The organism is Shewanella gelidimarina, assembly GCF_023283945.1.
Classification (GTDB): Bacteria; Pseudomonadota; Gammaproteobacteria; order Enterobacterales; family Shewanellaceae; genus Shewanella; species Shewanella gelidimarina.
In genome coordinates this window covers 25,903-32,944 of sequence record NZ_JAKIKW010000034.1, presented here as the reverse complement: position 1 = coordinate 32,944, position 7,042 = coordinate 25,903, and the positions used below count along the sequence as shown (strand labels likewise).

Below are 7,042 nucleotides of genomic sequence, written 5' to 3'. Positions count from 1 at the left end.
GGTACTTGAACCCCGGCGGGAAAGAACATTCCCCAGAACAGTAAAGCCACGGCCTCAACGATATGCTAGAAACAAAAATGCCGCTCACCTTAAGTGAACGGCATTAGAGCCTAAGCTCCTTTTATTAAATAATCAGCATTAAGACTTAGGTGCGGGCACGGCTTTCATCAGTACTTCAGTGGTGAACTTATCATTGCTAATGACAGGGAAGCGATCATAGGTTTGGAAAATCACTTGGTTATTGAATTGGATCATTGCTACCACCCCATAATGAATGGAATCATCAATAGACTCCTCGGGTAACAAGAACTTAAACGGGACTGGCGCCCTTACAATGTTAAAGCTCTTCTGTGCAACAATAACCCCAGGGGTGTCTAAATCGATGATAGCGATCGTAATAGAGCATCCCTCTGGCAACGCTATTTTTTCCAGATATCCTGCGGCACCATTAACCATCACTGGGGGCGCTTCTTTTACTGTGACACATGCGGTGAGTGTTAATAAACACAGTAAAACGCTCCATTTCTTTAATGCTGAAATCATCTTTTTATCCTGAATATTTATCTTTAAAATAGCCTAAATTACGCTTTTTTAGTGGTCATGCGGATCAGGCCTTCTTGAGTAGCAGATGCCACCAATTGCCCTTGTTGATTAAAAAACTGACCCGTTACAAAACCACGTCCACCACTGGCATTGGGACTCTCAATACTATAAAGCAGCCACTGACTTAAATCGAACGGGCGGTGGAACCACATCGCATGATCGATGGTTGCCATACGCATACCAGGGGTGAGAAATGATACACCGTGGGGTTGAGCTGCCGTGACTAAGAAATTAAAGTCAGATGCATAAGCCAGCAGATAATCATGTACGCACAGATTCTCTGGTACCTCACCATTTGCACGGATCCAAACGTAGCGCACTGGCTTAGTAGCTTTGCCTGCTAACGGATTGCTAGGATTAACTAAGCGCATCTCAATAGGAGTATCTGCCATAAACTTCTCTAACACATTCGCTGGCACTTTATCTTGCAGCGTCATGGCCAGTTCTTGCTGATTAAGCAAGCCTTCTGGTCCAGGCACATCAGGCATAACGGCTTGATGCTCATAACCCTCTTCATGGGCCTGAAATGAGCACGTCATATAAAATATCGGCCGGCCTTTTTGAATTGCTTTGACACGTCGAGCACTAAAACTGCCACCATCACGCATATTCTCTACGTCATAGACAATGGGTAATGTCTCATCACCAGCACGTAAGAAATAGGAGTGCAATGAATGCACTTTACGATCGGGAGAGACGGTTTGTTTAGCGGCACTTAGGGCTTGGCCCATCACTTGCCCACCAAATACATGACCAAAGCCAATATCTTGGCTTTGTCCGCGGAATAACCCCTCTTCGATTTGCTCTAAAGAAAGTAAGGCGAGTAAATCATCTAATACTTGACTCATTGGGACCTAAAATATTGCTACTATTATTGGCTAGCTTAACCCAAGACCCCAGCGCTCGCCAGCTATTACTCTATGTCGATATTACGTTGCTCTGCCGAGGCTTTTGCCCATGCTAACACCTGTGCTTCACCCGATGAACGGCCTCTATAAGGCTTAGAACGGTAGATTTCACTCCAGCGGCTATGAATAATTTCTGGTGTACACTCTTCAGCTGTAAACCGGCTTGCTGCAAATTCAACAACTTCCGCTTGACTTATTCCCCCCGCAGCGGCAAAAATGTGCTTTCCTGAGGGGCACTCAGAGCTGCATAGATAGAGCATCGCAGATAGGACTGTGGTCTTGGAAAAAAGCGGTCTAACCGCTGGAGCAAGGTGATCTGCTGTCATTTGAGTGACAGCATGGGGTGTAATCGTGTTAACGGCAATCCCGAACTCTTCACCTTCTAGGTGCAGGCTATTGACCAGCCCAATCAACGCCATTTTGCTGGCACTAAAGCTCGACTCATACATATCGCCAAATATTGAACTGGCACACGTCATAATCACTCGGCCATAGCCACTGCGCTTCATACACGGCCATACTGCTTTAGTCATGTTAAAACTGCCATGTACATCAACATCAAACTGACGTTTCCATGTCGCTTCGCTTAAGTGCTCAAACGGACATGAGTGATGTATGCCTGCATTGTTGATTAAAATATCAACTCGCCCCCAAGTGGACAGCACTTCATCAACCATCTGTTGCACCACAGAGGAGTCACTGACGTCTAAGCAAAACACTTGCGCCTCGCCCCCCAGCGCTGTGATAGCGGCAGCACAACTGCGCAGCCCTGAGTCTTTAGTCGTTAATGCTTCATTATCTATAATAACAACCCGCGCGCCACGCTCTGCTAACGCTATAGCATAAGCTCGCCCTAAGCCTGAAGCTGCACCAGTAACAATGGCAACTTGGTCTTCAAAACGCATATCCCTAGACCCTCAAACGTTATATTTAAGTTTTAGGTGGTGACTTCCCTGTAACACAATCAACAGCTCCAAGTACTCACAACCTATATATCGATACTGCTATTCAAGCTCGAACCTCAATATTGCATACAATACTCATAGGAGGGTGTGCGCTAGATCTAAAATTTTAAACCGCTCTGCTCACCTAAGCCTCAAGTTGACGATAATGTTAACTTCGCCGCGATTTGCGACAGAAAATCCACTTTTTAGACGCTGTGAATTTTGCTATGCTATTAGGCCAACACTCCTTTGTTACGTCGTAATCCTGCGATATATCTCTCTGTAAAGTAATTATAAATAATGAATCCATGGATCCTAGCAATACGCCCTCGTACCTTACCTGCGGCGATTGGGCCATTATTGGTCGGTAATGTTTTAGCACTGCAACTTGAACAATTCAGCGGGTTCATCGCTGTCACTTCAATGATCTGTGCCGTGTTATTGCAAGTTGCTGTTAACCTAGCCAATGACTATTTTGACTTCAAAAGTGGTGTCGATACTGCAGAACGTGTAGGTCCTATTCGAGTGACACAAAGCGGGTTGTTAAGCCCCACTGCGGTGCGTAATGCCATGTTCTTATCACTTGCGTTAGCCCTCATTGTGGGCTCATTTTTAATCGCCCACGGTGGGTGGCCTATTGCCCTGCTCGCGGCGGCAGCTGTTTTAGGTGCATTAGGCTATAGCGGCGGCCCTTACCCGCTAGCCTCACATGGACTAGGCGAAATCGCTGCATTTGTCTTTTTCGGACTTGTTGCAGTGGTCGGTAGCTACTTTCTGCAAGCCAATACGACCAGTACTAGTGCATGGTTACTCGGCTCGGCTATCGGTTTTCTTAATGCAGCGATTATGCTGGTCAACAACACCCGAGACATGGATACCGATATAAAAGCGGGTAAGAAAACACTCGCTGTGCGTATCGGGTTAGCGCAAGCACGGATTTTTTATCAAAGTTTAGTCTACTTACCTTTTGCCATTATTATTGCAGGATATTTGATGGGAGCACTCGCGGGCTTACCCGTGCTGCTTGCCGGTCTTGGATTTATCTTGGCGCGTAATCTGTGCCGTGATTTTAATGAAGCCACTGGCGCTGCACTAAACCCTTTACTAGGACGCACTGCTAAACTCACAATGATTTTTAGTGGTTTGTTCAGCATAGGCCTCATTATTGATTTGCTCTTCTAGCCACTCTCTAGTGGTAAAAAAAGCCAGCTTATCTAAGCTGGCTTTTTTAATGAACACGATCTCAAGTTAATCAGTCATTGATATACGATTAACTACTCGTAGCCGTGACGGCTCACTTCAGACCAATTCTCATCCACTTCTTCTTTGATAAACTTCTTCTTCGCTTCAGTCAGCTTTTCAAGCTCAATGCCTACCGCAGCATGAGCCGATGCTTTCGAGCTAATATCAGGGTAGCTAACACTCTTTACATCAAACTTGTTGAGAATTTCAGCTAACGAAGTACGCGCATATTTAACTTGTTTGAGGGCTGTATCAAGCAGTGCATTGCCCTCTTCTGGGTTATGGGCATATAAACCATGAGATGCCATAGCAAAATCCCAGCGCCATTGAGAGTGGCGAATAGCCATGATGGCGTCATTCATTAGAGGCCAAGTTGCGCCAGCATCCCACGCCGCACCAGCTTCGTAGTGCGCTTTTACCAATAACCCTTCAACTTCACGCGCTTTAGCATTAATCGTTGCCTTGTTCTTTGCCAGTGAGCTTATGATTTTTTGCTCACTCTTATGGCAGTTTTGACAAACTTGGTCAAAATGTTCCAATGCCTTACCCACTTTATGACTGGTAAAGGTATTGCCTTGCTCATCTTTGGTTTCAGGCATATGACAAGTAATGCATGTAACACCCGCCTCAGCATGTTTACTGCGACTCCAGTGTTCAAACTCTGGATGACGAGCTTTTAAGATGGGTGTTTGAGAAATAGGATGGATCCATTCATAGAAACGGCGAGTATCGTAATATTTCTCTATATCATCAGCACTATTGCCAAAAATCCAGGGGATATTAACTTTGTTACTGCGTTCTGGCTGAAAGTAGTAAGTCACATGGCACTGGCCACACACTTGAGCACCTTTCATATTGTCATTTTGTTTGTCAAAAGGAAGATGAACCTTCGCCATAGCATCTTGAGCATGCGGGCGCGGTAACGCCAGCTCTGCTTTACCGTCGACATGACAATCGGTGCAGTACACAACGCTGTTTATTTCAGTACCAAGATCTGTAAAGTTTTTGGCTGAATAACCTTCGATACCGAGTTCATTCATTAATCGCGGGGCATCTGGCGTTTTACAAGTCCAACAACTTGCAGACAAGCCTTTTTCACCCGCTTTGGGTGGCACACCCGTACGCAAAGTATGAGTCACATCCGCCACGGCAAAATGGTGGCCTCGCGGGCTATGGTACTCTTTAGCAAACGATGAACCAGCCCACAGAATAACGGCGGCTGGATAACTCGCCAGCATATCTTCACGCTCTGTTTGCTCAGAGGTTTCTAGCCAGCTTTGATATTGAACTGGAAACTTCTCTTTTAAGTTTGCATCTCGCGTAGCTTGCTCTTTTGCCGCAACACTTGGTTCTGACGCCTGCACTAAACTAGCAACGCAAGTCAGTGACACTAACCAAAAAACACTGAACACTTTAACGAACATTTTTACACTCATCTAATTCTCAACTTACCTTAATTAATATTTTAAAATTATATTTATAAATAACACTAAAAATAACAACGCCTAGCCTGGACGACCATCAACTCTTGGTTTTGATAGTATAGAAGCATAATTGATGACAAACATTGCAAACGCTAAAGACCAAAATGCGCCCGCCAGCCACAACCATAGTTGATAATGCTCTGGTGAAATGATTGGCATAAAAGATCTTAATACCGCAGCAATTGGGATACATAAAAAGGCAACCGTCATATTTGGGCCTTGGTAGATATTTCGGCTGGTGTGGCCAAGCGAAACTCTTGAAATCATCGACAGGCAAATGCCCGCTAATGTACCGATACCAAATAGGTGTATCAAATGATGGTACGCCATGGTGTCGTGAATTTTTGCTGCGAGCGCCAACAAGGCTATCGGCAAAAAGAGGTACGCAATGTGCAATGACCACAACATCGGTTCTTTAAGAGTTTTATGTGGAAACCAACGTAGCCAACGAATCAGGTGTAACACTCCAGCGATAAGCAAAAGCGCTTGCTCGACGGCCAGTGGTAGCACTTTACTTATCGCTTGAATAACTAATACAACCATAACCACAATAAGGCTTTTTTCTATCAAGGCGATTGGCGTGGGTTTAGTTTGCTTAATTCTTATTGCCGTAAAGAACGGAATAACCCGACCACCAACAATAGTAATCAGTAGCCCTAACCACCATATCATCGCTTGCCAGATCTGTAGGCTAAGTGAAAAGTCTCTCGTGCTTAGTGCGTAATAACTAAGGAGGTTTATCGATAAAGCGGCCACCAGCATGATGGGGAAGCCAATATTTTGCCATTGTTTCACTTTATAGATGCAGCGCCAAAGTTTTAACGCTGTGAGCCCTAAAAATAATGAGTCAAATATTGCCGGCAGCCAAAGTGGAATTGAAACAGGCAACAGCAACATGATTCTTGCTATCAACCAGCAACCAAAGGTCAACGCCAACGCCCAACCTTTCATCCCCGGTTGGTTGGTCCACGTCTGTACTGACGTCAGCAAAAAACCACACACAATGGCGAGTGCAAAGCCAAACAACATCTCATGCGGGTGCCACCAAAGCGGTACAACTTTAACCCAAAAGTCTGTCTGGAACAGACTATGTTCTGGGAAAAACCATGTCAGCAACCAAAGCGGTACAAACAGCATAGCAACCAAAGCGCCGCCTAGAAAAAAAGGTCTAAAACCTAGCCTAAACAAGGCGGGGATTTTTTCTGTCGCTGCTGGGTCATCAATATTTAACATCGTTTTGCCTTATCTTTAAAAAGCATTTTATATATATCTTATGTAATACCGTTAGTGTATCGACCAACAAATTCGATAACAATTGTTATCCATGTTGTTTTTTGCTTCTGTGAACTCTGTAGCTATCCCTCTGATTTTATTATTCCTTTAGAGGTATTAATTGGATGTTAATAAACATTAAGATTCCAAATACCAGAGTTAACCTTGCTTTACCCGAGAACCACTAACAAGTGATCCTCTGCAACGTGCGGTTTTTATTAAAATATCGACTAGTAAATCTAAGTAACACAACATAAAAGTCCAAATCAGCCTTTCTGTTGAGCCGCCCTCCTGCAAATATTAGTCTAAACTAGGAGCAGCAGTTCATATACAAGGATGTATTATGTTAATTCTAACCCGCTCAGTGAACAGTGCGATTATTCTCAGCAATATCTACGATGAATATGGCAACTCTTTAGGCGAAATAGAGATAAATATTTTTAAAGATAATCGCATCGGTGTTAAAGCAGATAAATCAATTGATATCATTCGGGCCGAAACCCTAGAAACAGAAAAAAACTTAGACATGTAGCCATCTCTAATCAAGCTCAATTCAATAGTACATTTATCCGCAGACAGGTGTAATAAA

At 44.1% G+C, this 7,042-nt stretch carries 7 protein-coding genes; 2 read left to right on the top strand and 5 right to left on the bottom strand.

The features are described 5' to 3' along the window. Positions 1–138: 138 nt before the first annotated feature. From L2729_RS20250 to L2729_RS20240, 3 genes are all read right to left on the bottom strand, one after another. On the bottom strand, positions 139–543 hold the full coding sequence (locus L2729_RS20250) for a YbaY family lipoprotein (protein ID WP_248989883.1): 405 nt from the start codon (positions 541–543) through the stop codon (positions 139–141). A 38-nt stretch (positions 544–581) separates the two neighbouring features. Continuing rightward, positions 582–1,451, bottom strand: a complete 870-nt coding sequence (tesB, locus tag L2729_RS20245; protein WP_248989882.1) for an acyl-CoA thioesterase II — start codon at positions 1,449–1,451, stop codon at positions 582–584. Positions 1,452–1,516: 65 nt separating this feature from the next. Continuing rightward, positions 1,517–2,416 carry an SDR family NAD(P)-dependent oxidoreductase gene (locus L2729_RS20240; RefSeq protein ID WP_248989881.1) on the bottom strand — a complete coding sequence of 300 codons (900 nt, stop codon included), beginning with the start codon at positions 2,414–2,416 and terminating at the stop codon, positions 1,517–1,519. Between the two features lie 339 nt (positions 2,417–2,755). On the opposite strand from L2729_RS20240, the gene L2729_RS20235 reads away from it, so the two are divergent. Then, positions 2,756–3,637, top strand: coding sequence for a 1,4-dihydroxy-2-naphthoate polyprenyltransferase (locus L2729_RS20235; protein WP_248989880.1), 882 nt, complete (start codon positions 2,756–2,758; stop codon positions 3,635–3,637). 92 nt (positions 3,638–3,729) lie between these two features. On the opposite strand, the gene L2729_RS20230 is transcribed toward L2729_RS20235, so the two are convergent. Together L2729_RS20230 and L2729_RS20225 are read right to left on the bottom strand one after the other, a co-directional pair. Further along, the gene (locus tag L2729_RS20230; protein ID WP_248989879.1) at positions 3,730–5,133 is read right to left on the bottom strand and encodes an ammonia-forming cytochrome c nitrite reductase subunit c552; all 1,404 of its coding nucleotides are present in this window, start codon (positions 5,131–5,133) and stop codon (positions 3,730–3,732) included. Between the two features lie 69 nt (positions 5,134–5,202). Beyond that, complete coding sequence (locus tag L2729_RS20225; protein ID WP_248989878.1) at positions 5,203–6,414, bottom strand: NnrS family protein; 1,212 nt, start codon at positions 6,412–6,414, stop codon at positions 5,203–5,205. A gap of 382 nt (positions 6,415–6,796) precedes the next feature. Between L2729_RS20225 and L2729_RS20220 the strand changes: the two genes are divergently transcribed. After that, entirely contained in the window at positions 6,797–6,985 is a 189-nt protein-coding gene (locus L2729_RS20220) for a carbon storage regulator (RefSeq protein WP_248989877.1), read from the top strand. Positions 6,986–7,042: the final 57 nt, after the last annotated feature.